25 protein-coding genes and 1 other annotated feature are annotated in these 25836 nt (G+C 64.6%); of the genes, 11 read left to right on the forward strand and 14 right to left on the reverse strand.

All coding sequences use genetic code 11. The features are described from left to right. Positions 1 to 26: 26 nt before the first annotated feature. Complete coding sequence (locus U1763_RS01825) at positions 27 to 1505, reverse strand: SulP family inorganic anion transporter (RefSeq protein WP_332754392.1); 1479 nt, start codon at positions 1503 to 1505, stop codon at positions 27 to 29. Positions 1506 to 1573: 68 nt separating this feature from the next. Further along, positions 1574 to 1629 (reverse strand) — a sequence feature (sul1 is cis-regulatory element that is thought to sense ions involved in sulfur or methionine metabolism; They are found in Alphaproteobacteria). A gap of 254 nt (positions 1630 to 1883) precedes the next feature. After that, positions 1884 to 2327, reverse strand: a complete 444-nt coding sequence (locus U1763_RS01830; RefSeq protein ID WP_332753848.1) for a DUF488 domain-containing protein — start codon at positions 2325 to 2327, stop codon at positions 1884 to 1886. A 73-nt stretch (positions 2328 to 2400) separates the two neighbouring features. Between U1763_RS01830 and trmFO the strand changes: the two genes are divergently transcribed. After that, positions 2401 to 3768: a methylenetetrahydrofolate--tRNA-(uracil(54)-C(5))-methyltransferase (FADH(2)-oxidizing) TrmFO gene (gene trmFO, locus U1763_RS01835; protein WP_332754393.1), complete on the forward strand. Its 1368-nt coding sequence runs from the start codon at positions 2401 to 2403 to the stop codon at positions 3766 to 3768. Here the strand turns inward: trmFO and U1763_RS01840 are convergent. The 3 genes from U1763_RS01840 to U1763_RS01850 all read right to left on the reverse strand — a co-directional run bounded on the left by U1763_RS01840 (position 3704) and on the right by U1763_RS01850 (position 5191). Continuing rightward, positions 3704 to 4174, reverse strand: a complete 471-nt coding sequence (locus U1763_RS01840) for an EF-hand domain-containing protein (protein WP_332754394.1) — start codon at positions 4172 to 4174, stop codon at positions 3704 to 3706. The genes trmFO and U1763_RS01840 overlap by 65 nt on opposite strands. A 73-nt stretch (positions 4175 to 4247) precedes the next feature. Continuing rightward, on the reverse strand, positions 4248 to 4904 hold the full coding sequence (locus U1763_RS01845; protein WP_332753849.1) for a squalene/phytoene synthase family protein: 657 nt from the start codon (positions 4902 to 4904) through the stop codon (positions 4248 to 4250). Positions 4905 to 5035: 131 nt separating this feature from the next. After that, on the reverse strand, positions 5036 to 5191 hold the full coding sequence (locus U1763_RS01850) for a hypothetical protein (protein WP_332754421.1): 156 nt from the start codon (positions 5189 to 5191) through the stop codon (positions 5036 to 5038). On the opposite strand from U1763_RS01850, the gene U1763_RS01855 reads away from it, so the two are divergent. From U1763_RS01855 to U1763_RS01865, 3 genes are read left to right on the forward strand one after another with little or no spacing between them, the layout of a single operon-like run. Next, positions 5139 to 7058: a pilus assembly protein TadG-related protein gene (locus U1763_RS01855; protein ID WP_332754395.1), complete on the forward strand. Its 1920-nt coding sequence runs from the start codon at positions 5139 to 5141 to the stop codon at positions 7056 to 7058. The genes U1763_RS01850 and U1763_RS01855 overlap by 53 nt on opposite strands. Further along, the gene (locus tag U1763_RS01860; protein ID WP_132735224.1) at positions 7055 to 7669 is read left to right on the forward strand and encodes a TadE family protein; all 615 of its coding nucleotides are present in this window, start codon (positions 7055 to 7057) and stop codon (positions 7667 to 7669) included. Before U1763_RS01855 ends, U1763_RS01860 begins: the two co-directional genes overlap by 4 nt. A 20-nt stretch (positions 7670 to 7689) precedes the next feature. Further along, positions 7690 to 8409, forward strand: a complete 720-nt coding sequence (locus U1763_RS01865; protein ID WP_332753850.1) for a TadE/TadG family type IV pilus assembly protein — start codon at positions 7690 to 7692, stop codon at positions 8407 to 8409. A gap of 45 nt (positions 8410 to 8454) precedes the next feature. On the opposite strand, the gene U1763_RS01870 is transcribed toward U1763_RS01865, so the two are convergent. Continuing rightward, on the reverse strand, positions 8455 to 9891 hold the full coding sequence (locus tag U1763_RS01870) for a pyruvate dehydrogenase complex E1 component subunit beta (protein WP_332753851.1): 1437 nt from the start codon (positions 9889 to 9891) through the stop codon (positions 8455 to 8457). Next, positions 9891 to 10943 carry a pyruvate dehydrogenase (acetyl-transferring) E1 component subunit alpha gene (gene pdhA, locus U1763_RS01875; RefSeq protein ID WP_056048766.1) on the reverse strand — a complete coding sequence of 351 codons (1053 nt, stop codon included), beginning with the start codon at positions 10941 to 10943 and terminating at the stop codon, positions 9891 to 9893. The genes U1763_RS01870 and pdhA overlap by 1 nt, the downstream gene beginning before the upstream one ends. A 471-nt stretch (positions 10944 to 11414) precedes the next feature. On the opposite strand from pdhA, the gene U1763_RS01880 reads away from it, so the two are divergent. The 3 genes from U1763_RS01880 to U1763_RS01890 all read left to right on the forward strand — a co-directional run bounded on the left by U1763_RS01880 (position 11415) and on the right by U1763_RS01890 (position 15006). Beyond that, positions 11415 to 12767 (forward strand): MFS transporter, encoded by a 1353-nt coding sequence (locus tag U1763_RS01880; RefSeq protein ID WP_332753852.1) that lies wholly within the window; start codon positions 11415 to 11417, stop codon positions 12765 to 12767. After that, positions 12764 to 13684 (forward strand): cysteine synthase A, encoded by a 921-nt coding sequence (gene cysK, locus U1763_RS01885; protein WP_056048760.1) that lies wholly within the window; start codon positions 12764 to 12766, stop codon positions 13682 to 13684. Before U1763_RS01880 ends, cysK begins: the two co-directional genes overlap by 4 nt. Positions 13685 to 13770: 86 nt before the next feature. Continuing rightward, positions 13771 to 15006: a cell wall hydrolase gene (locus U1763_RS01890; protein WP_332753853.1), complete on the forward strand. Its 1236-nt coding sequence runs from the start codon at positions 13771 to 13773 to the stop codon at positions 15004 to 15006. A 72-nt stretch (positions 15007 to 15078) separates the two neighbouring features. Here the strand turns inward: U1763_RS01890 and U1763_RS01895 are convergent, their stop codons facing one another. The 4 genes from U1763_RS01895 to hisI are packed head-to-tail and all read right to left on the reverse strand — an operon-like array spanning position 15079 to position 18214. Next, on the reverse strand, positions 15079 to 16881 hold the full coding sequence (locus tag U1763_RS01895; protein ID WP_332753854.1) for an acyl-CoA dehydrogenase C-terminal domain-containing protein: 1803 nt from the start codon (positions 16879 to 16881) through the stop codon (positions 15079 to 15081). A 3-nt stretch (positions 16882 to 16884) separates the two neighbouring features. Beyond that, positions 16885 to 17337, reverse strand: coding sequence for a MerR family transcriptional regulator (locus tag U1763_RS01900; protein WP_056049049.1), 453 nt, complete (start codon positions 17335 to 17337; stop codon positions 16885 to 16887). A 32-nt stretch (positions 17338 to 17369) separates the two neighbouring features. Next, on the reverse strand, positions 17370 to 17855 hold the full coding sequence (locus U1763_RS01905) for a hypothetical protein (RefSeq protein WP_332753855.1): 486 nt from the start codon (positions 17853 to 17855) through the stop codon (positions 17370 to 17372). After that, positions 17852 to 18214, reverse strand: coding sequence for a phosphoribosyl-AMP cyclohydrolase (hisI, locus tag U1763_RS01910; RefSeq protein ID WP_192144636.1), 363 nt, complete (start codon positions 18212 to 18214; stop codon positions 17852 to 17854). The genes U1763_RS01905 and hisI overlap by 4 nt, the downstream gene beginning before the upstream one ends. A 120-nt stretch (positions 18215 to 18334) precedes the next feature. On the opposite strand from hisI, the gene purF reads away from it, so the two are divergent. Beyond that, the gene (gene purF / locus U1763_RS01915; protein WP_332753856.1) at positions 18335 to 19792 is read left to right on the forward strand and encodes an amidophosphoribosyltransferase; all 1458 of its coding nucleotides are present in this window, start codon (positions 18335 to 18337) and stop codon (positions 19790 to 19792) included. Positions 19793 to 19808: 16 nt separating this feature from the next. Further along, positions 19809 to 20519, forward strand: a complete 711-nt coding sequence (locus tag U1763_RS01920; protein WP_332753857.1) for an SDR family NAD(P)-dependent oxidoreductase — start codon at positions 19809 to 19811, stop codon at positions 20517 to 20519. A gap of 124 nt (positions 20520 to 20643) precedes the next feature. On the opposite strand, the gene U1763_RS01925 is transcribed toward U1763_RS01920, so the two are convergent. The 3 genes from U1763_RS01925 to U1763_RS01935 all read right to left on the reverse strand — a co-directional run bounded on the left by U1763_RS01925 (position 20644) and on the right by U1763_RS01935 (position 24310). After that, complete coding sequence (locus U1763_RS01925; RefSeq protein ID WP_332753858.1) at positions 20644 to 21888, reverse strand: class I SAM-dependent methyltransferase; 1245 nt, start codon at positions 21886 to 21888, stop codon at positions 20644 to 20646. Positions 21889 to 22010: 122 nt separating this feature from the next. Next, entirely contained in the window at positions 22011 to 23372 is a 1362-nt protein-coding gene (locus U1763_RS01930; protein WP_332753859.1) for a cryptochrome/photolyase family protein, read from the reverse strand. Continuing rightward, on the reverse strand, positions 23369 to 24310 hold the full coding sequence (locus U1763_RS01935; protein ID WP_332753860.1) for a histone deacetylase family protein: 942 nt from the start codon (positions 24308 to 24310) through the stop codon (positions 23369 to 23371). Before U1763_RS01935 ends, U1763_RS01930 begins: the two co-directional genes overlap by 4 nt. Positions 24311 to 24384: 74 nt before the next feature. Between U1763_RS01935 and U1763_RS01940 the strand changes: the two genes are divergently transcribed. Next, positions 24385 to 24867 (forward strand): RNA pyrophosphohydrolase, encoded by a 483-nt coding sequence (locus tag U1763_RS01940; protein WP_332753861.1) that lies wholly within the window; start codon positions 24385 to 24387, stop codon positions 24865 to 24867. Between the two features lie 52 nt (positions 24868 to 24919). Beyond that, on the forward strand, positions 24920 to 25822 hold the full coding sequence (locus tag U1763_RS01945) for a DUF481 domain-containing protein (protein WP_243643137.1): 903 nt from the start codon (positions 24920 to 24922) through the stop codon (positions 25820 to 25822). Positions 25823 to 25836 lie beyond the last annotated feature (14 nt).

The raw sequence follows: 25836 nt of genomic DNA on the forward strand, positions 1-25836 counted from the left end.
TTCTCGCCCGCCCCAAAGATCGAGCATTACCCCTTGATCGGGTCCATCATCAGCGGGGCATGGCGATCGACCAGCGTTGCGCTCGCCGTGTTGAGGCCGATGACCTCGACCTCGCGACCGTGGCGGCGCAGTTTGCCGACGACATCTTCTAGCGCGGCGACTGCCGTGACGTCCCAGAGATGCGCGTTGGTCAGGTCGATACGGACAGCGCGGGCCGCCTCGCGCAGGTCGAACCGGTCGGCGAAGATGTCGGCGCTGGCGAAGAAGATCTGCCCGCTTACCCGGTAGATACGCGTGTCGGTTGCCACGTCGTGATCGATCGCGACGTCCATCAGCCGGGTGACCTTCCACGCGAAGAACACCCCGCTGAGCAGCACGCCGATCCCGACGCCGAGCGACAGATCGTGCGTCGCGACGGTGACGACGACGGTCGCGACCATCACCACGCTCGACATCTTCGGGTGCCGCGTGAGGTCGCGGAGCGAGCCCCAGGAGAAGGTGCTGATCGACACCATGATCATGATCGCGACCAGCGCCGCGACCGGCACCTGCGCGACCCATGGCCGCAGCGGGACCATGACGATCAGCAGGAACACGCCCGCGACCATCGTCGAGAGCCGCCCGGTGCCGCCGTAGCGGACGTTACCGACGGTCTGGCCGATCATCCCGCACCCGGCGATCCCGCCGAACGCGCCCGCCGCAATGTTGGCGAGGCCGAGGCCGGTGCACTCGCGCGCCTTCGAACTCGTGGTTTCGGTGAGTTCGTCGACCACGCTCGCCGTCATCATCGATTCGAGCAGGCCGACCGCGGCCATCGCGAACGCATAGGGGGCGACGATCCGCAGCGTGTCCCAGGTCAGGGGCACGTCGGGTAGCCCGAACGAGGGGAGTGAGTCCGGCAGGCGACCGAGATCGCCAACGGTCTTCAGCGGCATCGGGAACGACATCGCGATCGCGGTGAGGACGACGATGCAGATCAGCGGCGACGGGATCGCGCTGGAGATACGAGGCATGAGGTAGATGATTGCGAGGCCGCCGGCGATCATCGCATAGGCCTGCCAGCTGACGCCGACCATCTGCGGCACCTGCGCGGAGAAGATCAGGATCGCGAGCGCGTTGACGAAGCCGGCATGGACCGACTTCGAGACGAAGCGCATCAATATGTCGAGCTTGGCGAGCCCGAAGGCGATCTGGAGCGCGCCGGCGAGGATCGTCGCGACGAGCAGATATTGCAGGCCGTAGGCGTGGACGAGCGCAGCGGCGACCAGCGCGACGGAGCCTGCCGCACCGGAGATCATCGCGGGGCGCCCGCCAGCGACCGCGATGACGATGCCGATCACGAAAGAGGCGAACAGGCCGACTTCGGGATCGATGCCGGCAACGAACGAGAAGGCGATGACCTCGGGGATCAGCGCGAAGGTGCCGACCATGCCGGCGAGAACGTCACGGCGCGCAGCCGTGGGGCCGCTGAACCATTCGGCCCGGTAACGAGAATATGATGTCATGTGTGTATCCGCATAGGACGCGAGAACCGCGGCGATTGCGCGGGCGGTTCGTGATAAAAGCGTCGGTGCGTTGTCCGGCGGATCGGCGGCCGGAATAGCCACCCGGAATTGCACCGGGTCCCAGCGAGTAGGGGCTTTGTAGCGGAGAGTGTGCTGCAACGCAACATTGCCCTGCGTCACGCTGTCGACATAACACTCGACCGCAACCTCTCGCATGCCCCACCTATCTTACCGTCACCCCAGCGAAAGCTGGTGTATCTCTCGGGGCAGATGTCGCACGCCAAACAGGAATACCCCAGCTTTCGCTGGGGTGACGGATAGTGTGGGTAGCGGACGAGGCGGCGCGGCCGGGTTTTACGAAGGGGCGGCTAGCCCGGCCTACGTATAAAGATCCACGACCTCTGCCCCCTCGCCCACCGCGTGCAACAGCAAGGTCCGGTGGCAATGACACGGGTCACGTTCGTAACAGAGCAGCGCGCTCGGCGTCTCCGCGGCGAGCCCGAGCATCATCGCGGCCTGCGCCTGTGCCTCGGGGAGGTCGAGTTGCTCATCGTACACCGCGGTAAGCGTCGCTACGTCGCCCTTCTTTGCCGCGTCACGTCCGCGCTTCGGCGTTCCGAGTGCCTTCAGATGCACATAGTCGATATCGACCTCGCGCAACGACGCAGCCAGCGAGGTCTTCGAGAACCCAGGCCGCCGCGACAACGGGAGCGCGCGGACGTCGATCACCCGCTCCACCCCCGCCGCCTTCAGCGTACTGAGGAAATCGGCCATCGTCGTGGCTTCATAGCCGATCGTGAAGATCTTCGTGGGGTGGGTCATGAAGGCGAAGTGGGATTACACCGCTGGCACGACAACCGCTGACATGACAGGCGTCCCGCGCTATCTGACCGGAATGACCCACGATATTCACGTCATCGGCGGCGGCCTCGCCGGTTCCGAAGCCGCCTGGCAACTCGCCGAAGCGGGCCTCAAGGTGCGCCTCTCCGAAATGCGCGGCAGCGGCGAAGGTACGCCCGCGCACCAGACTGACGGGCTCGCCGAACTCGTCTGCTCGAACAGTTTTCGCTCGGACGATGCCGACAGCAACGCGGTTGGCCTGCTTCATCAGGAACTGCGCACGCTCGGTTCGCTGATCATGCGCCAGGCGGACATCCACCGCGTCCCCGCGGGCTCAGCGCTCGCGGTCGATCGCGACAATTTCTCGAACAGCGTGACCGAGGCGATCGACCAGCATCCGAACATCACGCTGGTGCGCGAACGCATCGACGCGCTTCCAGATGGCCCGACCATCATCGCCACCGGCCCGCTCACCGCCGCATCGCTCGCCGCGGGGATCGGTGCGGAGACCGGCCGCGAGGCGCTCGCGTTCTTCGATGCGCTCGCGCCGATCGTCCACCGCGATTCGATCGACATGGACACCGCCTGGTTCGCATCGCGCTGGGAAAAGGGTGAGGGCAAGGATTACATCAACTGCCCAATGGACAAGGACCAGTATCTCGCCTTCCACCAGGGCTTGGTCGACGGCGAGAAGACCCCGTTCAAGGACTGGGAGAAGGACACGCCGTATTTCGACGGCTGCATGCCGATCGAGGTGATGGCGGAGCGCGGCGTCGATACGTTGCGCTATGGCCCGATGAAGCCCGTGGGCCTCGACAATCCGAAGACCGGACGCTGGCCGCACGCGGTCGTCCAGCTTCGGCAGGACAATGCGCAAGGCACGCTGTGGAACATCGTCGGCTTCCAGACCAAACTCAAGCACGCCGATCAGGTGCGGCTGTTTCGCACGATTCCCGGTCTGGAAAACGCCGAGTTCGCGCGATTGGGCGGCCTGCACCGCAACACCTTCATCCGCTCGCCCGAACTGCTGGACGAGACGCTGCGGCTGAAGTCGCGCCCCAACATCCGCTTCGCCGGCCAGATCACCGGGTGTGAGGGGTATATCGAGAGCTGCGGGATCGGTATGCTCGCAGGGTTGTTCGCGGCGGCCGAACTGACGGGCAAGACGTTGACGCCGCCACCCTACGCGACCGCGCTCGGCGCCCTGCTGGGCCACATCACCGGCGGCGCGGAGGCCGAGACGTATCAGCCGATGAACGTGAACTTCGGGCTGTTCCCGCCGATTCCCGGCCGCACCAAGAAGACCGATCGCAAGAAGATGTACACCGACCGGGGCCGCGCGGCGCTTGCAGAGTGGCTCAACTCTCCTCGGCAACAGCCTGAGACGGTGGACAATTCACCCGAGCTGGCCCCTTCCGCTTGACCGCGGTCGTGGCAAATTCGGGCGCGGTCATCGTGCCCGATTTGTCGCGATCCGCGTCGGCAAACTTAGTCGTCGCCTTCACCGCCCACTCGTCGAACGACAGCTTGCCGTCGCCGTCCACATCGAGCCGCGCGTAAGCCTTACGCCGCTGGACGAGGTATTCCTCGCGCGTGATCTTCGCATCGCGGTCCTTGTCGTAGCGATCGAACCGCTTCTGTTCGCGCGTCTTGTCGGTGGCTTCGGGCGCGGCATCGGGTAGCGGATCTAAAGCGAGTGCGGACCCGCCGATCTGCGACGTGGGTTGCGCTGGCAGAATGGGCCCCGGCCTCGCCTTGCCGCTGAACAGCATGAACCCCGCGACGATCAACCCGATCACCGCCGCACCACCCGTCAGGTATCGCCACATCGTCCCGCCCCCGCTGCCGCCCGTCATCCGGCGGGATGCTAGGCGCCCCGACGATCGTCCCCAACCCGATTGGTCAGTATCCGGTCAATCTGCGCCGCAGTAGACGCGCGATTTGTCGGGTGGGGGCAATTGCACCGTCGGCGGCCGCTGTTGCGTCGAACTGGGCCATCAGCGCCATCGCGCCCAGGGATCGACCGCGACGGGGCCATCGTCCTGTAAAGGCCGCTCGGAACCGCACCTTCGCCAGACTTCGCGCCCGCGCCGCGACGCGCGGATCCGTCATGCCGAGCGCCAAGTCGGCGAGCGCCCAGCCCTCTCCGGCCAGCGCGATACGAGGATCATGCACGCCCAGGATCTTTCCGGCTGCTGCGAACAGCCGCCCGCCCCGATCCGTTGCGAACCGCGCGATCGCCGTATCCGTAAGCTCTTCCTGCAGCAGCATTTCCCAGCCATCGGTCATCGCCGCGAGTGAACTGCCCGCCACACCGTGCGGCTGAACCATCTGCGCAATTGCCTGCAACACGGGCTCCCGCGGCGCTGCAGCCTCGTCAAGCCGACCAAGCGCCTCGTACCACCATGTCAGCCGCATTTGTCCCACCATCGGTTCGCGCGTCGACCGGACGATGGCCGCCAACCGGTCATCAAGCGCGAACAGGGCCGCGAGTCCGGGCCGCATTGCGGTCGGGGCGTAGCTGAGAGCAAGCGCGAAGGCGGCGGTGTCTCGGGTCATTCGGGTGCGATAGCGGAGCAACCCCCCGCACAGAAGCCGCATCGAGCGCCGAAGCCCGTTGGTTACGGCGCTGTTTACCATCTCTCTTGAGCCAAGCTTACCGGGTCATCCCGCATGGCACACCGGGCTCATCAGAAGCCGACATGGGAATCGACGATGCGAAGTAAAGTGGCAAAGGCAAATACGGTTCTGGGACGCCTGCGCCGCGACATCCGGGGCAATACGCTCGCGATCATGGCCGCAGCCTTGATACCGTTATGTGCCATTGCCGGTTCGGCGATCGACATGGCACGGCTGTATGTCGTGAAAAGCCGCATGCAGCAGGCCTGCGACGCGGGTGTGCTGGCAGGACGGAAGTTCATGACCGACAGCGAGAGCAAGACGCTGGAGAAAACCGCGGCCGACCAAGCAGGGATATTCTTCGCGAACAACCTGCGCGCCGGCTGGATTGGCACGTCGAACGTCAATTTCGTACCCGTCAAGACAACCGAGAACCGGGTCGCCGGCACCGCGACGGTCGTGGTGCCGATGACCATCATGAAGGCGTTCATGGCGCCAGACGTCACGCTCAGCGTCACCTGCGAAGCACGCTACGACGTTGCCGACACCGACGTCCTGTTCGTCCTTGATACAACCGGATCGATGGCGTGCCTGCCGTCGGACAGCGAAGCCACCTGTTCGGCCTATGTGAACACCCAGGTCAACAATAACGCCATCACGAGCTATTCTCGCCCGGCCAGGGTGCCGGCCGATGCAGCCTCCGGATACGACGGTCTGGACCAGACCAATGGGTATGCCGGGACGGTCGGCTATGCCGTTCCCGAAAAAAGCGGATCGCGCATTGCCGCGCTCCGCAAGGCGGTGGTCGACTTCTATTCGACGATGGATTCGAACATTCAGGCGACGACGCATGTTCGCTACGGTTTCGTGACCTACAGTTCCAGCGTCAATACGGGTGCCGCAGTGCAGGCCAAATCGATGGGCTACATGATCGGCAGCCCGGGCGCGCGGACGACATGGGACTATCAGTCCCGTAAGGTGACTGCCGACAGGAAAGAAGGCATTCCGATAATCACGACGAACACGACGAGCCAGAAGCTCTGCCCGACGGCGGCCAACCCGACGGTCACGCGGACACCTAGTGCAACCCCTAGTCAGCCTTTCACCTACAACCCCTCCACTCTGCGCGCCACGGTCGCGACCCAGTATTGGGATACGGTCTTCAAGGTGTGTACGACGTCCACGCAGACCGTCAGCGCCGTATGGACGTACCAATCCTATCCCTGGGACGTCACGAACTATGTCGCCGGGAACAGCGTCGCCGATCCCACCGAAATCAATGGCGCATCGTCGGCTTGGCTGGGCTGTATCGAGGAGCGCGTCACCACGGCCAAGGCCATGACGTTCGATACGGATAACCTGCCTGCCGACCTCGATCCCGATCTCGTGCCATCTAACGATGACACACGGTGGCGTCCGCTATGGCCTGACGTCGAGTATCAGCGGTTTTCGTCGACCAACGTCTTTACCACCAACACGATCAACGTGAACGACAATGGCGGCAATGCAAATCTTTGGGAAAAGATGAACTCGCCGACCAAGCAGAAGGGAGGATGGGTCGCGTGCGGCAAGCCCGTCCAGCGGTTGACTACAATGACCAAGGCGCAAGTACAGGCGTATGTTTCTGCGGCGGATTTCGTGGCTCTGGGCGGGACCTATCACGATGTCGGGATGATCTGGGGTACTCGAATGATGTCGACGTCCGGCATTTTCGCGGATGACAATGCGCCATGGCCCGGCCGCGGCGCAACCAACAAGGTGATCATCTTCCTAACCGACGGCGACATGTCGCCTTCCCCCTATGGCTATGGCTTGTACGGGATGGAATATTATGACGGGCGAGTAACCGGCGGCGATCTTGGGACGGACCGGCAGAAAGCCTATCACAATGCTCGATTACTGGCGGAATGCGCAAAGGCGCAGAACATGCAGATCGACGTCTGGACCGTATCGATCGCGCCAAGCGCCACCGCGGAGATGACGAAGTGCGCCACGACGGCGGATCAGGCGCTGTTCACCACGAGCGGCGAGGATCTGTCGGCGGCGTTCATCAGGATCGCCAAGCAAGTTGCCCGGCTACGGTTGTCGAAATGATCCGCCAAACCAAGATCCGCGTTCGCCGCAGCCGAAACCTCGCATCGGACCGAAGGGGCGCGACAATCATCGAATTCGCGATGGTGATCCCTGTCCTGATGATCCTCCTGATGGGGCTGTTCGATCTGGTGCATCAAATCTACGCGCAGTCGATTCTGGACGGCGCCCTGCAGAAGGCGGCACGGGATTCCGCCATCGAGGGCGGCGCAGCAAACGCGGGGACGTTCGACGATCAAGTCTGGAAGATGGTCAAGATGGTGGCGCCCGGCGCCACCTACGAGGCAAAACGCAAGAGCTATTCGACATTCCAGTCGATGAAACCCGAAGACTTCACTGACAAGAACGGCGACAAGATCTGCAACAACAGCGAAACCTTCACCGACATCAATGGTAACGGCACCTGGGATGCGGATCCCGGGCTGACCGGTCAGGGCGGTGCCGAGGACGTGACCCAATATACGATGACCGTCACCTACCAGCGCCTGTTCCCGGTAGCGGGACTGATGGGCTGGCCATCGACGATGAGCATCGCGGCAACCACGTTACTGAAGAACCAGCCGTATGATTCTCAACGCGTCCCGGTCGCCAATCCGAATGGGAAATGCAAGTGAGCAGGTTGAACGCTCTGCCGATGGCATCGGCCGCCCGTAAGGATCGCGCGGTCACCCGGCTGCGAACCGACCGCAGCGGTCTGGCGCTCATGGAGTTCGCGCTCGGCCTGCCTCTGGTGCTGACCATTGGCCTTTACGGCGTAGAGACGGCGAACTTGGCGCTCGCCAATCTTCGCGTCAGTCAGATCGCACTCAATCTTGCCGACAATGCGTCGCGGGTCGGGCTCGCGAGCAGTCTCACCACGGTGCAGTTGCGCGAAGTCGACATGAACGACGTGCTGCAGGCTTCGCGCATTCAGGGCGGGCGGATCAACCTGTCGAAATATGGACGGGTCACCGTCTCCAGCCTGGAGAACGCATCGGGGACGCAGCGCATCCACTGGCAGCGCTGCTTCGGTTTGATGAAGGGCGCCGGGTATGATTCGAGTTACGGCACGACGTTGGCCACTGACGGTACCGACGACAAGCCGGCTACTCAGGGTACCGATGTGAGTACCGGCAAGGGCGCTAATGCCGGCATGGGTGACGCTGGAGCGAAGGTGACCGCACCGTTGTATTCAGGCGTCATGTTCGTCGAGGTCAATTATCAATATCAGCCGATTGCGCCGTATTGGATGACGGGCCCGAGGCGCCTTCACTACATCGCGTCGTTCATCGTGCGCGACAACCGCGACTTTACGCAGATCTACAATCCCAATCCGGGTGCGAGCAAATCCACCTGCGATATCTACGCAGCGTGACTGGACGGGACCGCGGCCGGATGGTCGCAGTCCCGTCGTAATCAATTACTTGTAGGTCACCTTCTTCACCGCCGTCACGACCTTCGCGACATCGACCAGCATCAGCTTTTCGAGGTTCGCCGCATACGGCATCGGCACGTCCTCATTGGTCACGCGCAGCACCGGCGCGTCGAGGTCGTCGAAGCCGTGTTCCATCACCACCGACACGATCTCCGAGGCGATCGAGCAGGTTGCCCAATTCTCTTCGACGATGATCATGCGGTTGGTCTTGGCCAAGCTCTTGAGTACCGTCTCGGTGTCGAGTGGGCGCAGCGTGCGCAGGTCGATGACCTCCGCGTCGATGCCCTCTTCGGCCAGCTTCTCGGCGGCTTCCAAGGAAATGCCGACGCCGATCGAGTAGCTGACGATCGTGACGTCCTTGCCCTCGCGGACGATCCGCGCTTTGCCGATCGGCAGGACGTGGTTGTCGAGCTTGGGAACGTCGAAGCTGCGGCCGTACATCAGCTCGTTCTCGAGAAACACGACCGGATCCTCGGTGCGGATCGCGGCCTTGAGCAGGCCCTTCGCGTCCGCCGCGTCATACGGCGCGATCACGATCAGGCCGGGGACGCTGGCATACCACGCCGCGAAGTTGTGCGAATGCTGCGCACCTACGCGCGACGCCGCGCCGTTGGGACCGCGGAACACGATCGGGCAGCGCATCTGGCCGCCCGACATGTAGTTGGTCTTGGCCGCCGAGTTGATGATGTGGTCGATCGCCTGCAACGCGAAGTTGAAGGTCATGAACTCGACGATCGGGCGAAGGCCGCCCATCGCCGCGCCCGCACCGATGCCGGCAAAACCGTATTCGGTGATCGGCGTGTCGATGACGCGACGGTCGCCGAACTCGTCGAGCAACCCCTGCGTGACCTTGTACGCGCCCTGATACTGCGCGACTTCCTCGCCCATCACGAAGACACGGTCGTCCTCGCGCATTTCCTCGGCCATCGCGTCGCGCAGCGCCTCGCGGACGGTCGTCTTGACCATCTCGGTGCCCTCGGGGATCGCAGGGTCGGAGATGCCGACCTTCTCGGCCGACGCGACGAGCTGCTGCGTGCCGCTCTCGGCCTTGGCGGGGGAAGCGCCTTCGGGAACCGGGGGAGCCTTGTCGTCCGACGGCGTTTCGTTAGGCGCGGCGTTGGCCGCATCGCCGGAGCGTGCCTCGGCGGGCTTAGCAGCCTTGGCGTCGCTCGCGCTCTCGCCCTCTTCGAGGATCGTCGCGATGACGGTGCCGACCTTCACGTTGTCGGTGCCCTCGGCGACGGCGATCGAACCGATCGTGCCTTCGTCGATCGCCTCGAACTCCATCGTCGCCTTGTCGGTCTCGATCTCGGCGAGAATGTCGCCCGACTTGACGCTATCGCCTTCCTTGACGAGCCACTTGGCCAGCGTGCCCTCTTCCATCGTCGGGGAGAGCGCGGGCATCTTGATCTCGATCGCCATCAGTACTTCTCCACCAGAACGTCGGTGTAGAGCTCGGCAGCATCCGGCTCCGGGGTCTGCTCGGCGAAATCGGCGGCTTCGTTCACGATTTTCCTGATTTCCTGTTCAAGGGACTTGAGGTCCGCCTCGGTCACGCCCTGCGCGTCGAGCAGCTTCTTCATGTGATCGATCGGATCCGACTTGTCGCGAACCGCCTGGACCTCGTCACGCGTGCGGTACTTCGCCGGATCGGACATCGAGTGGCCGCGGTAACGGTACGTCTTCATCTCGAGGATGACCGGGCCCTTGCCCGCGCGGACCCATGCCAGCGCTTCCTCGGCGGCACCCCGGCAGGCGAGCACGTCCATGCCGTCGACCTGGATGCCGGGAATGCGGAAGCTCTCGCCGCGGCGATACAGCTGGTCCTCGGCGGAGGCGCGGTTGACGCTGGTGCCCATCGCGTACTGGTTGTTCTCGATCACGAAGATGATCGGGAGCTTCCACAGCTCGGCCATGTTGAAGCTTTCGTACACCTGGCCCTGGTTCGCGGCGCCGTCGCCGAAATAGGCCATGCAGATGCCGCCGTCGTTCGAGTATTTGTGCTTGAACGCGAGGCCGGTGCCGAGCGACACCTGCGCGCCGACGATGCCATGGCCGCCGTAGAATTTATGCTCGGTCGAGAACATGTGCATCGACCCGCCCTTGCCCTTCGAGATGCCCGAATTGCGTCCGGTCAGCTCGGCCATGATCACCTTCGGGTCGATCCCGTAGGCGAGCATGTGGCCGTGATCGCGATAGCCGGTGATCACCGAATCGGTCTCGCCGTTGAGCGCGGACTGAAGGCCGACCGCCACGGCTTCCTGGCCGATGTAGAGATGGCAGAAGCCACCGATCAGGCCCAAGCCATAGAGCTGGCCCGCTTTTTCCTCGAAACGGCGGATTAGCAGCATCTGCCGATACATTTCGAGCAGTTCGTCCTTCGACGCTTCGTACGGCTTTGGTTCGGCCGGTCGTTCGCGGTTCGTAATCGGCGGTTCGGCGATTGCGCGTGCTGGTGGGGGGGTCTTGGCCACGATGTGGGAAACCTCGTTTTCCGTAGGGGAGTTGAGGGAGCCTATAGGCGCGGACGGGGCGGAACATCAATTCCCGTCTGGGGTATGTTGGTTTGGGGGCTTGGGATGGGGCTTTCTGCCTGCGCGTTGCGCGGCCACCCTTTCCCAGCAGGCCACCTCCCCGGCGGAGGCCGGGGCCCAATTGGTGAGGTTGCAGTAACGATGTGCATCACTCAGTTGGCGACGCCCCCCAATTGGACCCCGGCCTTCGCCGGGGTGGTGATACTGGCGGAGAAATGGTGGCAGGGGCATGTCTGCCAACGGACGGTGTCTCCCTCCTCCTTGTTCTCCCGCGAAGGCGGGAGCCCAGCCTGGGCTCCCGCCTTCGCGGGAGAACAAGGGGCACGAGCAGTCCTGGTTCGGGCCACTATCCCCAGCCCAAGCAAAGCTCCGGTTGCCCTCGCCGCGCACCCAAGCCTAAAGCCAGTCGCAATGGACTCCACCGCAGACCCCCACCAGCATCCCTTACGGATCGCCAATTTCCGCGCCTATTGGCTGTCCCGCTTCACCGGCACCATAGCCGTCAGCGCGATGTCGATCGTGATCGGGTGGCAGGTCTACAACATCGCCCGCGAGACGATGGACATCCGCCAGGCCGCCTTCATGCTCGGCATGATCGGCTTCGCGCAGTTCGTGCCTTTGTTCCTGCTGACCCCGATCACCGGGTTGGTCGCGGACAGCTTCGACCGCCGCTGGATCGTCCGCGGCACGACCGCGCTGCTGGTGCTCACGGCAGCGACCCTCTGGCTGCTGACGTGGACCGGACACCTCACGCTCGGCGTCCTGTTCGTGGCAGCAGTGGCTTTCGGCGTCGCGCGAGCCTTCTCCGGCCCTGCCTATTCCGCGCTGGCCCCCAACCTCGTCCCCCGCGCCGTCCTCCCGACTGCGATCGCGATCAGCTCGATTGCTTGGCAGGTTGGCACCATAGCCGGCCCCAGCGTCGGTGGCCTCCTCTACGCGATCCACCCGGAGGTCGCCTACGGCGTCGCGACGATCCTGTTCGTCGTCGCGCTCCTCTTCATGTTCCTGATCGGCCCGGTCCCTCAGCCCGCGGCACAGACCGATCACCGACCCCTCGCCCGCATCATCGAGGGCTTCACCTATGTCCGCCGCAACCGCCTCGTCCTGGCGACGATTACGCTCGATCTGTTCGCGGTACTCCTCGCCGGCGCGACGTCGCTGCTTCCGGTCTATTCGCGCGACATCCTCCACGTCGGCTCGCAAGGGCTAGGCGTCCTCGCGGCTGGCATGGGCATCGGCGCGGCGGTGACGGCGATCTGGTTCTCGTTCCGGCCGATGAGCACCAATGTCGGCGTGAAGATGCTCGTGGCTGTCGTCGTGTTCGGCCTTGCGATCCTGACCTTCGGCGTCGCCACGCCGATCGTTACCCTGCTCGGCATCGCACCCGGCACGATCGGCGGCATCCCCGTCCAGCCCGCCTTCGTCCTCAGCCTGGTCGCGCTGATCGTCGCGGGCGGCGCGGACATGATCTCGGTCTATGTCCGCCAGTCGCTGATCCAGCTCCATACGCCCGACGCGATGCGCGGCCGCGTCAGCGCGGTATCGCAGCTCACCATCTCAGCCTCGAACGAACTCGGCGAATTCGAGAGCGGCGTGATGGCGTCGCTGCTCGGTCCGGTCGGCGCGGTGGTGTTCGGCGGCGTCGGTGCTATTGCGATCACGATCGGCTGGGCGCGACTGTTCCCGGAACTTGGCCGCGCGAAAACCTTTGATCCCCCAGAGATCCTAGAGACCGAACCCGAACACGGAGAAGCCAAGCCATGAAGGCCAACTCGATCCTCGACACGATCGGCAACACGCCGCACGTCCGCCTGTCGAAGCTGTTCCCCGAATCCGAAGTCTGGGTGAAGTCCGAGCGCTCGAACCCCGGCGGGTCGATCAAGGACCGCATCGCACTCGCGATGATCGAGGCGGCCGAGAAGGACGGCCATCTCCAGCCCGGCGGCACGATCATCGAGCCGACCAGCGGCAATACGGGCATCGGCCTAGCACTCGTCGCGGCGGTCAAAGGGTACAAGATCGTCCTCGTCATGCCCGAGAGCATGTCGATCGAACGCCGCCGTCTCATGCTCGCCTATGGCGCGACCTTCGACCTGACTCCGCGCGAGAAGGGCATGAAGGGCGCGATCGAGCGCGCCAAGGAACTGGTCGAGCAGACCCCCGGTTCCTGGATGCCACAGCAGTTCGAGAACCCTGCGAACATCGCCGTGCATGTCGCTACGACGGCGCAGGAAATCCTCGCCGATTTCCGTGACACGCCGATCGACGTGATCATCACCGGCGTCGGCACCGGTGGCCACATCACCGGTGTTGCGGAGGCGCTGAAGAAGGAATGGCCGTCGCTCAAGGTCTACGCGGTCGAGCCCGCCGCATCGCCGGTGATCGCCGGTGGCCAGCCTGGGCCACACCCAATCCAGGGCATCGGAGCAGGCTTCATTCCGGTCAATCTGCACACCCAGGCGCTCGACGGCGTGATCGAGGTCGATGCCGCGGTAGCCAAGGACATGGCGCGCCGCTCGGCGACCGAAGAGGGCATGCTGGTCGGCATCAGCTCGGGCGCAACGCTCGCAGCGATCCTTCAGAAGCTCCCCGATCTGCCTGACAACGTTCGGGTTCTCGGGTTCAACTACGACACCGGCGAGCGCTATCTGTCGGTCCCGGACTTCCTGCCCGAACAGTGACAAAGCCTCTATCCCCGCGCGGCACGACGGTGCTGCGCGCCACTATCGTCGGAATTTCCGCGCTAGCGATCCTTGGGCCCGCGCTCGTGGTCGCCAACGCGCCGACGATCGTCCACGTGTCGAAGCGGGTTAAACTGCCGCCGGGGCGGGTCGTGCCGCAAGCCGAAGTGCCTCAGGTCGAACCGGTAAAGTTCGTCGACCTGACGCCCGACGACGCACGCGCGTTCAATGCGACCGTGCCGTTCTCAACCGCGCCCAACCCCGCCGCGCGGCCGTTCCTCTTCGCTGGCGGTGCAGAGGATCTGGCACGCGCCACCGACTGCATGGCGGCGGGCATCCTCTACGAGGCCGGGGATGATACGCTGGGTGAACGCGCGGTCGCTCAGGTCGTGCTGAACCGCCTGCGCCACCCGGCTTTCCCCAAGACGGTATGCGGCGTCGTATTCGAGGGCCAGGACCGTTCAACCGGTTGTCAATTCAGCTTCAGTTGCGATGGCGCGCTAACCCGCTGGCACCCGACTGATGACGCCTGGCGGCGTGCGCGCGAGGTCGCCGCGGCGGCGCTTAACGGCGCGGTGTTCAAGCAGGTCGGCTATGCTACCCACTATCATACCGACTGGGTCGTGCCATACTGGCAGTCGAGCCTCGACAAGATCACCGCGGTCAACACGCACCTGTTCTTCCGCTGGTCCGGCTGGTGGGGGACGCCCTCAGCATTCGGCCGTCACCCCGAAACCATCGAGCCCGTGATCACGCAGCTCGCCGCGCTCTCCGATGCGCACAAAATTGGCGCTGCACTCGTCGAGGCCAATGCGGCCTTGGCTGAAGCATCGGTCGCAATGGGGTTCGCTGCAGGGACGGAGGCGGAAGCTTCGGTCACGGCGAGCGCAGTCGACGGTGATACGGTTCTCATAACACTGCCGCGCAATCAAACGGCCGACGGCCTCGTCGCACTCGCAACCCAAGCCTGCGGCGATAAACCATTTTGCCGCTTCATGGCCTGGACGGACGCCACAAAGACAGCGACGTCGATCCCGCTGGACCTCGCGCAAATGGCCGCATTGAGCTTTAGCTATATGCGCGATCGGGGGAGCAATTATGAACGTTCGCTGTGGAACTGTCGCCAGTTCAAGCGTGCGGACCCGACGCAATGCATCGTGACACGGGCGACGATGACTGCAGTACCGCAGTCCCCTCCAGTCACACAGAACGTAGCCGCAGCGGCGGGAGAACTCAGCGGTGTTCGGCAAAAATCGAGCGCTGCAGCGTCGTCATCGCCAACGCAAACATCGTCTTCTGCAGCCGCGACGGCTACAAAATAGCGCCAACGCATCGCTCCCCGTCAGAGGGAAGCATATGGGGCGGATAGCTTTGGCGATCCGCCCCGTTTTCGATCAGGCCGCCATGAACATTTCGGGCGGGAGCGCCATCAGCGACTCCGCACCACCCTCGATCTTGCGACGTAGCGCACCAGCATCCGGCAGGATCCGCTCGGCATAGAAGCGCGCGGTCACCAGCTTGGCGTCGAGGAACGCGACTTCGCCCTCGCCCGCCGCCTTCAGCTTGGTCGCAGCGACCGCCATCCGCAGCCACATCGCGCCGACCGCGACGATCCCCATCAGGTGCATGTAGCTGACCGCACCCGCGCCGACGTTCTCAGGATTCTTCATGCCATTAGCCATGAACCACATCGTCGCCGCCTGAAGCTGGCCGTTCGCCTTCTCCAGCGCCTCGGCGAACACCGCCGTCGCCGGATCGGTCTTCGCCGCGGCGACGTCGTCCGCCACCAGCTTGAAGAACGCCTGGATCCCGCGCCCGCCGTTCTGCGCGAGCTTGCGCCCGACCAAGTCCATCGCCTGGACGCCGTTGGTGCCCTCGTAGATCATCGCGATCCGGGCATCGCGGACATACTGCTCCATGCCCCATTCGGCGATGTAGCCGTGGCCACCGTACACCTGCTGCGCGTTGGTCGCGATCGCATAGCCCATGTCGGTGCCGTAGCCCTTGATGACCGGGGTCAGCAGGCTGATGATGTCGCCGGCCAGCTGGCGCTCTTCCTCGGTCTCGGCATGATGCTCGAGATCGGCCTGCAGCGCGGTCCACAGGATCAGCGCGCGCAGGCCCTCGGTCAGCGACTTGCCTTCCATCAGCATGCGGCGGATGTCGGGATGGACGAACAGCGTGTCCGCCTTCTCCTGCGGCTCCTTCGGCCCGGTCAGCGCACGACCCTGGCGACGGTCCTGCGCGTACTGGACGGCATTCTGATACGCGACTTCGGCCACGCCGAGGCCCTGCAAGCCCACGCCAAGACGTGCGGCGTTCATCATGATGAACATCGCGGCGAGGCCCTTCGTCTCCTCGCCGACCAGCCAGCCGGTCGCCGAATCATAGTTCATCACGCAGGTCGAATTCGCATGGATGCCCATCTTGTGCTCGATCGACCCGCAGGTGACGCCGTTGCGCGCGCCGAGCGAACCGTCCTCGTTGACGAGGACCTTCGGCACGACGAACAGCGAAATGCCCTTCACGTTATCCGGCGCGCCCGGCGTCTTGGCGAGCACGAGGTGGATGATGTTGTCGGTCAGGTCATGCTCGCCCGACGAGATGAAGATCTTGGTACCAGTGATCGCGTACGAACCATCCGCCTGCGGCTCGGCCTTGGTGCGGATCAGGCCGAGATCGGTGCCGCACTGCGGCTCGGTCAGGTTCATCGTCCCGCCCCATTCGCCCGACACCATCTTCGGCACGTACATCGCCTTCTGCGCGTCCGAGCCCTTGGCGATCAGCGCGGCGATCGCGCCGTGCGTAAGCCCTGGATACATCGCGAACGCCATGTTCGACGAGATCATGTATTCCTGGAACGCGGTCGACACGACATGCGGCATCCCCTGCCCGCCATATTCCGGCTGGTTGCCAAGCGTCGCCCAGCCGCTCTCGACATACTGCTTGTACGCTTCCTTGAAGCCATCCGGCGTCGTCACCGAACCATCCTCGTGCCGCGTGCAACCCTGCTGGTCGCCCGACAGGTTGAGCGGAAACAGGACTTCGGCGACGAACTTGCCGCCTTCTTCGAGCACCGCGTCGACGACGTCGGGCGAGGCCGCATCGAAGCCGGGGAGGTTATTGTAGCGATCGAGGCCGACGACATGCTCGAGGACGAAACGCGTGTCGCGGACGGGGGGCGTGTACTGGGGCATGGTTTATCCTTGGTTGTCCTGGGCGCGGCTCACTTCGAGGAGGGCCACGAAACTGGTGAGTTCGTCGATGGCGAGATCGATGTCGCGCTTCTGCGCGGTCAGCAGCGCGATCCGCGCCTGGCTGCGCTCGATCACGACCTGGCGCTGCGCACGCCGACCGTCGCCGAGATCGTAGAGGTCGATCATCTCGCGGATTTCGCCGAGGCTGAACCCGACGCGCTTGCCGCGCAGGATCCAGGCAAGCCGGGCGCGGTCGCGGTGCGAATAGATGCGTTGAGTACCGCGACGCTCGGGCGCGATCAGGCCCTCGTCCTCGTAGAAACGGAGCGCTCGCGCGGTGACGTCGAACTCGGCGGAGAGATCGGAGATCGTGAAGCTTTCGCGATCATGCCGCGGCTCGATCACCGCGTAGGATTGCGGGGTCGCCTGCAATCGAGGGGATGCTTGTGTCGCCATCCCAGGAGAAATAACTCTCGTTTACGTCAACGTCAATTGCCGCAGAGCAACTTTCCCTTCGTCGACCGTAGCGTCGCAGCCTCCGATCGCGATTCGCTGAGCCGGTCGACGGTCAGTGCCGCGAGCGAGGCTCGGCCGGTGCAGAGGGACTCGCAGGCTTCGGGCACTTCGGCGGGAAACACGATGCGATCGCCGTCGAAGCGTGCGTCGAACTTGCAGGTGCCGAACGCGAGTTTCAGGGCATCGCCAGAGCGCTCGACGGTTCCCGACGCAGCGCACGCCTGATCCTCGCCATAGTCGACGCTGACGCCGATCCGGGCGGTCTTCTCAGTGCCGACGACGCAGACGCGGTCCGTATCGCGCGCCCACGATCCCTGCAGCGGCGCGTTCGGGTCGGGTACGATCCCCGCCGTCTCGGCCGCAGACTCGAGCCTAGCCCCCGCGCTGTCCGCCGCCGCAATCTTCGGCTCGCGCCAACACCCGCCGAGCACGAGCGCGAGCAGCAGCACACGCTTCATTCGGCCGGCACCAGCTTGCCCCCTTCGATCCGCCGGAAGAAGCAGGTGCGCTCGCCGGTATGGCACGCCGGGCCGGCCGCATCGACGATCACCCACACCGCATCCTGATCGCAATCGATCCGCAGCTCGGCGACGCGCAACACGTTCCCCGACGTCTCGCCCTTCTTCCAAAGCTTCTCGCGGCTCCGCGACCAGAAATGCGCCTCGCCGGTCGCCTGCGTCTCGGCCAGCGCCTCTGCGTTCATATGCGCGACCATCAGCACGTCGCCCGATACGCGATCGGTGACGACCGCGGTCAGGAGCCCGGCGGAATCGAATTTCGGATCGAGCGTCAGGCCCGTGTCGCGGCTGTGTGTCATGCCCCGGATATACCCGAAACCTGCCCCGATGCGACTAGCGACGCGCAATGTTATTACAAACAGGCGACAAGCCGGCGATCCGCTCGTATAGGGCAGCTTCCGCACGACGTGAGAACCGGCATGCTGACGACAAACCCTTATGATGACGACAAACTCCACGAAGAATGCGGGGTGTTTGGCGTTTCGGCCACCGATGGCGCGGCCGCGCTCGTAGCCCTGGGGCTGCACGCGTTGCAGCACCGCGGCCAGGAAGCCGCCGGCATCACGACCTTCGACGGCGCACATTTCCACACGCACCGCGCGATGGGCCACGTCGCCGGGAACTTCGACCGCGACGACGTGATCCGGTCGCTGCCGGGCACCGTTGCCTGCGGTCATGTCCGCTATTCGACGACCGGCGAGACGGCCTTGCGCAACGTCCAGCCGCTCTATGCCGAGCTGTCGACCGGCGGCTTCGCGATCGCGCATAACGGCAACATCTCCAACGCGATGCGCTTGCGTCGTGAGCTCGTCCGCCGCGGCTCGATCTTCCAGTCGACCAGCGATACCGAGACGATCATCCACCTCGTCGCGACGTCGAACTACCGCACGCTGCTCGATCGCTTTATCGATGCGCTGAAGCAGATCGAAGGCGCGTATTCGCTGATCGTGATGACGCCAGAGGGCATGATCGCCTGCCGCGATCCGCTCGGCATTCGCCCCCTCGTCATGGGCAAGCTGGGCGATGCGGTGATCTTCGCCTCGGAGACGGTCGCGCTTGACGTCGTCGGCGCCACCTTCGTCCGCGCGATCGAGCCCGGCGAGTTGGTCATCGTCCAGGGCTCCGAGATCCGCTCGATCCGCCCATTCGCGCCGATGGCGGCGCGGCCGTGCATCTTCGAATGGGTGTATTTCTCGCGCCCCGATTCGATCGTCGACGATCACTCTATCTATTCGGTCCGCAAGGCGATCGGCGCGCAGCTCGCGATCGAATCGCCGGTCGATGCCGATCTCGTCATTCCGGTTCCCGATTCGGGCACGCCGGCGGCGATTGGCTATGCCCAGCAGTCGGGCATCCCGTTCGAGCTCGGCATCATCCGCTCGCACTATGTCGGCCGCACCTTCATCTCGCCAGGCGACAAGGTCCGCCACCTCGGCGTGAAGCTCAAGCACAACGCCAACCGCGCGCTGATCAAGGGCAAGCGCGTCATCCTCGTCGACGATTCGATCGTCCGCGGCACGACCTCGCTCAAGATCGTCGAGATGATGCGTGAAGCCGGTGCGGCCGAAGTCCATATGCGGATCGCCAGCCCGCCGACGCGGCATTCGTGCTTCTACGGCGTCGACACGCCCGAGCGCGAGAAGCTGCTCGCGGCCAAGCTCGATCTCGGCGGCATGACCGGCTTCATTCACGCAGACAGCCTCAACTTCATCTCGATCGACGGCCTATACAAGGCACTCGGCGAGGCGAAGCGCGCGGATGTCCGCCCGAAATATTGCGATGCGTGCTTCACCGGGGATTACCCGACGACGCTGACCGACCATGACGAAGGCTCGGAAGTCGATCAGTTCGCGATGCTCGCCGAACGCGTCATCTGATACTCGCGGAGCTGATATGATGGACAAGCCTCTCGAAGGCCGGCTGGCCTTGGTCACCGGTGCCAGCCGCGGCATCGGCGCCGCGACCGCGATCGCGTTGGCGGCAAAGGGCGCGCACGTCGTCCTGACCGCGCGCACGCCCGGCGGTCTCGAAGACGTCGAGTCGACGATCCACGCTGCCGGCGGCTCCGCGACGATTGCGCCGCTGGATCTGGCGGAGAGTGAAGCGATCGCGCGCCTGGCAACCGCGATCGGCGACCGCTGGGATGCGCTCGACATCCTCGTGCTCAACGCGGGCATGCTCGGCTCGCTGTCGTCGGTGCCGGCGATCGATCCGAAGGAAATGGCGCAGGTCCTGACTTTGAATGTCAGCGCGCAAGCGGCGTTGATCGCAGCGTTTGATCCGATGCTGAAGAAGGCGAAGTCGGCCAGAGTGATCGGCGTGACCTCCAGCGTCGGCCGAAAGCCTCGCGCGTATTGGGGCCTCTACGGCGCGTCGAAGGCGGCATTCGAGACGCTGCTCGGCGCGTATTGCGACGAGATGGCCGAGATCAGCGCGATCCGCACCGCGATCGTCGATCCCGGCGCGACACGGACCAAGATGCACGCGCGTGCCTATCCGGGCGAGGATCCGAACTCGGTCAAGGAACCGACGGTAGTTGCTGACCGCATCGTCGCGCTGGCGATCGAAGGCTTCGAAGCTGGGCATTTCGAGCGGGTCGCCTAAGCCACTACCCCGTCATTCCCGCGGAGGCGGGAACCCAGACCGGCTGGCCTAGCGGCTTACTCACTGATGTCCGCCAATATGGATCCCCGCCTTCGCGGGGATGACGGCATTCGCGCGGCAAGTGCTAGCGCTTAACTAGCGTAACCTGCGCGACATCGATCCCGCCGCCGAGAAACCCGCCCTCGCAATACATCAGGTAGTAACGCCACAACGCCGCGAACCGCGCGTCGAACCGCGCCGGCAACCGCCCCTCCGCGACCGCCGCATCGAACGCGACCCGCCACCGTCGCAACGTCTCGGCATAGTGCAGCCCGAACCCGCGCCGGTCCTCCCACGCCAGCCCACGCGCCTCGGCCAGTGCGCGAAACCGTGGTTCAGACAACAGCATCCCGCCCGGAAACACGTAGCGCTGGATGAAGTCGACACTCCGCGAATACGAGTCGAAGATCGCATCGTCGATCGAGATATACTGCAACGCCGCGCGCCCGCCCGGCTTCAGCGCGCGCGCGATCGCGTCGAGATACACCGGCCAATATTCCTCGCCGACCGCCTCGACCATCTCGATGCTCGCGACCGCATCATAAGTACCGGTGACGTCGCGGTAATCGGTCAGCGCCACCTGCACCCCGTCGAGCCCCGCCGCCGCGATCCGCTCGTCGACCTGCCGCTTCTGCTCGGTCGACAGCGTCAGCGCGTGCACGCCAACCCCCGCGCGCGCCGCCATCTCGGCGAACGATCCCCAACCGCAGCCGATCTCCAGGATCGTATCGCCAGCCCGCGCCCCGGTCCGGTCGAGGATTGCGCGCAGCTTGGTCCCCTGCGCCACCTCATGCGGTTCGGCATCGTCGAACGGCTCGGCAAAGATCGCGCTCGAATAGGTCAGGCTCGGGTCGAGCCACGTCTCGTAGAAGTCATTGCCGAGGTCGTAATGTGCCGCGATATTCTTGCGCGAGCCGGTGAGGTCGTTCCGCCGCATCCGGTGCCACGCCCGCGCCGCGAGCCGCACCACGCCGCCCGACCGTGCCGAACTCCCGAGCGAGCGCCGATTGCGCATGAACAGGTCGAATAGCGGCACCGGATCGGGGCTCGACCAATCGCCTGCGGCCCAGCCATCGTACCAGCCGACCGACCCCGCGGTAGCCAGACGGACAAGCGCGCGCCAGCGATGCATGATCACCACGGGCACAGGCCCGGGCGCACGTCCGCCGATCAGCCGCCGCGTGCCGTCGGGCAAGTGCGCGTCTATGCCTCCGCTCTCTAGCCCTGCGTCTATCCGGTCGAGCAGACGGTGAAACACCGGCGCGACGAGGCGCGCGACCGTGGAACCTTGCGCGGCGGGCACATCATCGAAAGCGGGAACGGCAGTCATCGCGGCGCTCCATGCAACAGCGGCCGCGGCTAGGAAAGAGGCAGGCGTCAAACACTCGAACGTTAGGACAACCGCTCCCCCCCCCAACCGTCATCCTGACGAAGTGCGATGGTGGCCGCTACTCAGCGCGCATGCCGCCCGGCTTCAAGCGCGCGCTCGCGGCCTTCGCGATGGCCGACGATCTTCGCCGGGTACGCCTTTGGCCGGCAACCGGACTCGTCAGGATCATGAATCGCTTCGCCGGTCACCTTCGCCAGTTCCGGCACCCACTCACGAATATAATTCCCCGCATCGAACTTTTCCGACTGCGTCAGCGGCGCCATGATGCGCCCGAACATATTCGAATCCACCCCGGTCCCGGCGACCCACTGCCAGTTCACCGAGTTATTCCCGTAATCCGCATCGACCAGGCAGTCCCAGAACCACCGCTCCCCCTCGCGCCAGTCGATCAGCAAATGCTTCACCAGGAAGCTCGCCGTGATCATCCGCACGCGGTTGTGCATCCAGCCGGTCGCCCAAAGCTGGCGCATCCCGGCATCGACGATCGGATACCCGGTCTTGCCCTCCTGCCACGCCTTCAGGTCCGCCTCGGCGTCCTTGCCCGACCGCCAAGGAAGCTTGTCGAACTTGGGTCGCCCGTTCGTATCGCCGTAATCCGGCATCGTCAGCACGACGCCATCGGTGAAATCGCGCCACGCCAGTTCCTTGCGGAACGTCGTCGCATCGCCGTGACCATCGACGGCATGCCACACCGCACGCGGCGAGATCTCGCCGAAATGGAGATGCGGGGACAGGCGCGAGGTGCCCTCTATCGACGGCATGTTGCGATCGACGTCATAGGCTTCGACGATCGGCGCCATCTCCTTCGCGTTCTTTAACGCCTGCGCTTCGCCCGGCGTCCAGTCCTTGAACCCCGTCGACCAGTCCGGCTTGGTCGGCAGCAGATCCCAGTCGGACAGCTTTTCGCTCTTCGGCCATTTCGACGGCGCCGGGATCGTGCGCGGCGCAGGCTCGGGGTCGCCCGGCGGCATCATCTGGTTGAGCGCCTTCCAGAACGAGGAATACACCTTGAACTGCCCGCCCGACCCCGTCTTCACATCCTCGACGCGGGCAAGATGGTTGCCGTCATGCAGGCACAGCCTATCGCCAAGCGCCGCCTCGGCCTTCCGCCACCAAGGCTCATAATGCCGGATCGCGTGTATCTGCTCGGCACCGGTTTCCTCCATCAGCGCCTTTAACACTTCGACCGCATCGCCGCGGCGCAAAACCAGCTTCGAGCCCTTGTCCGCCAGCGACTTGGCAAACGACTCGAGCGTGTGGTGCAGCCACCAACGCTGGGCGCCGCCCATTTTCCATTTCCCCGACGCGTCGTCGTCGAGCACGTAGACCGGAATCACCGGCCCGGCATGCGCGGCGGCGATCAGCGCGGGGTGATCGTGAAGGCGGAGGTCCTGGCGCAGCCAGAGCAAAGAAGGTGTCGTCATCGCGCGTTCAATGCACCAACCCGCAGTCCGGCGTCACCCGCGGCGGCAAAAGTTTCGCCCAGCGTCAGAATCGACGCGACGTGCCGCTCTGCGATTGCCAGCGCATCGTCACCATAGCCGCCGCCCACCGTACTCGCGAGCGGCACGCCGCGGTCGATCGCGAGGCCGGCGACGAGCCGCTCGCGCCGCGCCAACCCGTCGAGCGTGAGCGACAACCGTCCAAGCCGATCGCCCTCGAATGGATCGACCCCCGCCTGATACAGGATCAACTCCGGCCGAAACTCGTCGAGCAACGGTACGAGGCTTGCCTCCAGCGTCACCAGATAGACCTCGTCGCCGACCTTGTCCGGCAACGGCACATCGAGCGTCGACCGCGCCTTCCGGACCGGAAAGTTTTTCTCCGCATGGATCGAATAGGTGGCGATTTCGGGCCGCCCCGCCAGCAGCGCGGCGGTCCCATCCCCCTGATGCACGTCGCAATCGACGACCAACACGCGCGCCACGCGGCGCTCGTCGATCAGCCGCGCCGCCGCCACCGCCAGATCGTTGAACACGCAGAATCCAGCGCCGGTATTCGCCAGCGCATGATGACTCCCGCCCGCCGTATTTGCCGCAAACCCGTGCTCCAGCGCGAGACACGCCGCCAGCCACGTCCCTTGCGGGACGATTGCGGCACGCGATGCCACCGCCGCCGTCACCGGAAACCCGATCCGCCGCTCCTTCTCCTTGGGCACCTGCGCCCCAAGCACCTCGGCGACGTAATCCTCGTCATGCACCGCCTCGAGCCAAGCGGTCGGCGTCGTCTCGGCCCGATGCCACGTCACCGCATCGCCTTTTTCGAGCAGCAGGTCGCGGATCAGCCCGTTCTTGTTCCAGCGATAGGTCGAGCGCGCTGGCGCTGGCGTAACATAGTCGGGATGGTGGACGACATGGATCATGCGCCGTAGGTAGGAGCGCGCTGCCCGAGGCCCAAGCGGTTCGCCGCACAAGCGCCTGCGTTCCGGAGACTTTCGTGACCGATTACTCGACCCTTCCCTACCGCCCCTGCGCCGGCGTTATGCTCGTCAACGCCGACGGCAAGGTCTTCGTCGGCCAGCGCAACGATTCGCCATCCGAGGCTTGGCAGATGCCGCAGGGCGGGATCGACCCAGGCGAGGACGCCAAAGCCGCCGCACTCCGCGAACTCGGCGAGGAAACCGGCGTCATGCCTGACAAAGTCGCGCTGATTGCGGAAGCGCCGGGTGAATTCGTCTACGACCTCCCGCCCGAACTGCTCGGCAAGGTGTGGAAGGGGAAATGGCGCGGCCAGGCGCAGCGCTGGTTCCTGTATCGGTTCAACGGCACCGACGCGGACATCGACATCGCCACCGAGCATCAGGAGTTCCGCGTCTGGCGCTGGAGCGATCCCGCCGACCTGCCGCGGTTGGTCGTACCGTTCAAGACCGCGCTCTACGAACAGGTACTCGCCGCCTTCGCGCCACATCTCGGCGCATAACCGCATCGGTCCACAGTTCCCATCGCGTTGCGCTGCCGTTACGGAATCCAGCGTGCGCCGCTTAACATGTCTCATCTTCGCCCCGCTGTTGCTCGCCAACGCGCCCGATCCGCAATCGGTGATGATTCCCGAGACGATCCGCGCGATGCTCGACGCGGCGCTGGAGGCGGGCAACGAGGCCGACGTCAACACGATCGCCAAATACGCTCGCGCCGCCGACCCGCTTAGCGGCGACGCGGTGCTCGCGATCGCCGAAAAGTGGAAGGCCGACCGCGCGGCTCAACGCACGCAGGTCATCCGTCAGGCCAGCTTTCTTGACCTTTGGAGCGGCAAGGCGGAAATCGGCGGCTATTTGACTACCGGCAATTCCGACACCGCCGGCGGCACCGCGGTGCTCGACCTCAACCGCGAAGGCCTGCGCTGGCGGCACAAGTTTCATGCGCAAGCCGATTATCAATCGAACCTCAACATAACGACGCGCGAGCACTACCTCGCTTCGTACGAACCCAACTACAAGATCGACGACCGCGCCTATGTGTACGGCGTCGCGCAGTATGAGAGCGATCGGTTCCTCGGCTATTTCAACCGATATTCGACGTCGGTCGGCGCCGGTTACAGCGTCATCAAGACTGCGGGCACCAAGCTCGATCTTGAACTTGGGCCGGCGTATCGTGATACCGAGTTTACCGACAATACCGTACAGAGCAGCATCGCCGCGCGTGGCACCGCCAACTTCAGCATCCGCATTCTCAGCGGGCTGTCGGTCAGCCAGGTCGCGTCGGCGTATGTCCAGCGCTACAACAGCACGCTCAGCGGCACGACCTCGCTCAATGCCAAGCTGATCGGGCCGCTCTCCGCCGCACTGTCGTACAGCGTCCAGTATGAAAGCGAGCCGCCGGTCGGATCGGTCTCGACCGACACCACAAGCCGCGCGTCGCTCGTCTACAGCTTCTGACGCTGTTCCCTCAC

It is taken from the genome of Sphingomonas sorbitolis, assembly GCF_036663875.1.
Lineage (GTDB): Bacteria > Pseudomonadota > Alphaproteobacteria > Sphingomonadales > Sphingomonadaceae > Sphingomonas.

What these genes read in the sequence shown, in the direction of transcription:
- U1763_RS01825 (WP_332754392.1), bottom strand. Translation starts at nt 1,505, where the DNA reads ATGACATCATATTCTCGTTACCGGGCCGAATGGTTCAGCGGCCCCACG.
- U1763_RS01830 (WP_332753848.1), bottom strand. Translation starts at nt 2,327, where the DNA reads ATGACCCACCCCACGAAGATCTTCACGATCGGCTATGAAGCCACGACG.
- trmFO (WP_332754393.1), top strand. Translation starts at nt 2,401, where the DNA reads ATGACCCACGATATTCACGTCATCGGCGGCGGCCTCGCCGGTTCCGAA.
- U1763_RS01840 (WP_332754394.1), bottom strand. Translation starts at nt 4,174, where the DNA reads ATGTGGCGATACCTGACGGGTGGTGCGGCGGTGATCGGGTTGATCGTC.
- U1763_RS01845 (WP_332753849.1), bottom strand. Translation starts at nt 4,904, where the DNA reads ATGACCCGAGACACCGCCGCCTTCGCGCTTGCTCTCAGCTACGCCCCG.
- U1763_RS01855 (WP_332754395.1), top strand. Translation starts at nt 5,139, where the DNA reads ATGGCCGCAGCCTTGATACCGTTATGTGCCATTGCCGGTTCGGCGATC.
- U1763_RS01850 (WP_332754421.1), bottom strand. Translation starts at nt 5,191, where the DNA reads ATGTCGATCGCCGAACCGGCAATGGCACATAACGGTATCAAGGCTGCG.
- U1763_RS01860 (WP_132735224.1), top strand. Translation starts at nt 7,055, where the DNA reads ATGATCCGCCAAACCAAGATCCGCGTTCGCCGCAGCCGAAACCTCGCA.
- U1763_RS01865 (WP_332753850.1), top strand. Translation starts at nt 7,690, where the DNA reads ATGGCATCGGCCGCCCGTAAGGATCGCGCGGTCACCCGGCTGCGAACC.
- U1763_RS01870 (WP_332753851.1), bottom strand. Translation starts at nt 9,891, where the DNA reads ATGGCGATCGAGATCAAGATGCCCGCGCTCTCCCCGACGATGGAAGAG.
- U1763_RS01880 (WP_332753852.1), top strand. Translation starts at nt 11,415, where the DNA reads ATGGACTCCACCGCAGACCCCCACCAGCATCCCTTACGGATCGCCAAT.
- cysK (WP_056048760.1), top strand. Translation starts at nt 12,764, where the DNA reads ATGAAGGCCAACTCGATCCTCGACACGATCGGCAACACGCCGCACGTC.
- U1763_RS01895 (WP_332753854.1), bottom strand. Translation starts at nt 16,881, where the DNA reads ATGCCCCAGTACACGCCCCCCGTCCGCGACACGCGTTTCGTCCTCGAG.
- U1763_RS01900 (WP_056049049.1), bottom strand. Translation starts at nt 17,337, where the DNA reads ATGGCGACACAAGCATCCCCTCGATTGCAGGCGACCCCGCAATCCTAC.
- U1763_RS01905 (WP_332753855.1), bottom strand. Translation starts at nt 17,855, where the DNA reads ATGAAGCGTGTGCTGCTGCTCGCGCTCGTGCTCGGCGGGTGTTGGCGC.
- hisI (WP_192144636.1), bottom strand. Translation starts at nt 18,214, where the DNA reads ATGACACACAGCCGCGACACGGGCCTGACGCTCGATCCGAAATTCGAT.
- purF (WP_332753856.1), top strand. Translation starts at nt 18,335, where the DNA reads ATGCTGACGACAAACCCTTATGATGACGACAAACTCCACGAAGAATGC.
- U1763_RS01920 (WP_332753857.1), top strand. Translation starts at nt 19,809, where the DNA reads ATGATGGACAAGCCTCTCGAAGGCCGGCTGGCCTTGGTCACCGGTGCC.
- U1763_RS01925 (WP_332753858.1), bottom strand. Translation starts at nt 21,888, where the DNA reads ATGACTGCCGTTCCCGCTTTCGATGATGTGCCCGCCGCGCAAGGTTCC.
- U1763_RS01930 (WP_332753859.1), bottom strand. Translation starts at nt 23,372, where the DNA reads ATGACGACACCTTCTTTGCTCTGGCTGCGCCAGGACCTCCGCCTTCAC.
- U1763_RS01935 (WP_332753860.1), bottom strand. Translation starts at nt 24,310, where the DNA reads ATGATCCATGTCGTCCACCATCCCGACTATGTTACGCCAGCGCCAGCG.